We start from the raw sequence: 1770 nt of genomic DNA, 5'->3' as shown, positions 1-1770 counted from the left end.
GACGCAAGTTCGCGCAAGCACGCGGTGCGCCGCGCCGTGGTGCTCGGCCTGCTCGAAGGCACTCAATAAGGACGGAAAGCAACCTGCCACCGTCGCGCTGCCCGCGTCTGCGCCATCCACCCTCTCGCCGCGAGGGGCTCAAAACCCTCTCCTTCCGTGTATCGGACAGACCCAGCATGCAGACCCAGACAGGGACGATCAAAGCCAGGGACGATCACCGGTCAGTAAGCGAATCAAATCTGCGGAGGCCATCATGAATGATCGTAACCAACTTGCAGGGTGCGCGCAGGAGTCCCACGATGAAGAGTCGTTGCACGGTGAGATCCCGGACCAGTGGGTGCGACCTTCACCAATTAAGTTTGAGCCCGCACTCGGTTGCGCGATGGCGATCATCGTCATCCGCGTGCAGGTATTGGCTGGTGGTAGAAATCGATGCGTGACCGAGGCGATCGTGACCAACATTGACGACATCATGGGCAACGATCATGTGATTCTTAAGATCTACAGCGGTTTGCACGTTGTAGCCGACCATTCCCGTGCCACGCCCGCTGGTTGCCACAGAGCGCGCGTCCGGATCCTTCAGCGAGATCTGGCCATCGGGAGTCGCGCGCATCAGCGTCTCGATTTCACCGAGCTTTTGCACTTGCGCTTCTCGATCTTCTCCTTCAGGTGAGGGATGCGTTCGTCCGGCAGGCTCGCTGGCTCTCGATCGGCCCTGTCCAGTCATCCATGTAGCGGTCGATGCCTTGCTCGAGTTGCTCCATGCGAGCCTGGAGTTTGCGCTCAGTGAAGTTTTTGTCTCGATTGTTGACCGCTTTAAATTTGCTGCCGTCGATGGCTACCGTAGCATCTGAGAATAGTTTCAACCGTCGGCACAGTAAAACAAACTCGCGGCACACTTTGCGGATTGCAGCTCCGTATCCTATCGGAAGTCAGCGATAGTCTTGAAGTGAGGAGTCAAGCGGCCTGTCAGCCAGATCAATTCGAGATTCCGTTGTGCTTCGCGCTCGAGGCGCCGACTCGATTGAATCCGATTCAAATACCCGTAGATGTAAAGCTTGAGCAAGGTCGATGGATGATATGCCGGTCGGCCAATCAAGGAAGGCGAGGCTCGCTCGAAGCCAAGACCCACCAGGTCAAGCTCATCGACGAACACATCAACCACCCGTACGGGGTTCTCTACATCTACGTAATCGTCGAGACACTCGTTAGCAACGCGACTTGATCTCGCGCCGCGCTTTCGATGAATCGCTTCATGGGCCACCATCGGAAAACGTGTTGCCTAACTATAGGCGATCAACACGTTTTCACACAGCCTCGGTCGTCAACGAACATTCGATTTCCCCGACAGCGGCCATTCACGATCGACAAGTTCAACCGGTCTTTGAACGACGGCAATGGGCTCCTCACGCCGCTGTCATGTCGTTGAACCAACGACGGCAATGGCCGAAGTGTTCGCTTCGAATACGTCTAAAGTGCCCGTGCCGAACGAATTTTCAACGGCAAGGGCTCCTGAGACCAACTTTGCGGCAAAAGCAGCATCTTCGCTTCCAGATCGAACGGAAGCACCCACAGTCGCAACCCGGGCTGCATCTCGAATGACGGCAAAGGCTCAGAGAAATCCCGGCCTTTCGGATAGGTCAGCGGCATATCTCCCTGACCACCCTGATAGTGATGTGCGTATGCAAACACCGGATAGGGGTAGGAAACGGCGATCGCCGTCCCCTCCCTCCGAACCCGCTGTGCAGTTTTCCCGCGACGGGCTCTCCA

General features: G+C 56.7%; 2 pseudogenes. Both read right to left on the bottom strand.

The features are described 5' to 3' along the window. Positions 1-445 precede the first annotated feature (445 nt). Positions 446-1257: pseudogene (locus AWB68_RS44530) on the bottom strand (transposase); the annotation flags it as partial. Positions 1258-1470: 213 nt separating this feature from the next. After that, a pseudogene (locus AWB68_RS50525) lies at positions 1471-1770 on the bottom strand (hypothetical protein); the annotation flags it as partial.

Source organism: Caballeronia choica, assembly GCF_001544535.1.
Classification (GTDB): Bacteria; Pseudomonadota; Gammaproteobacteria; order Burkholderiales; family Burkholderiaceae; genus Caballeronia; species Caballeronia choica.
Note: the sequence above shows the minus strand (reverse complement) of the source record. Positions and strands in the feature narration are given on the sequence as shown.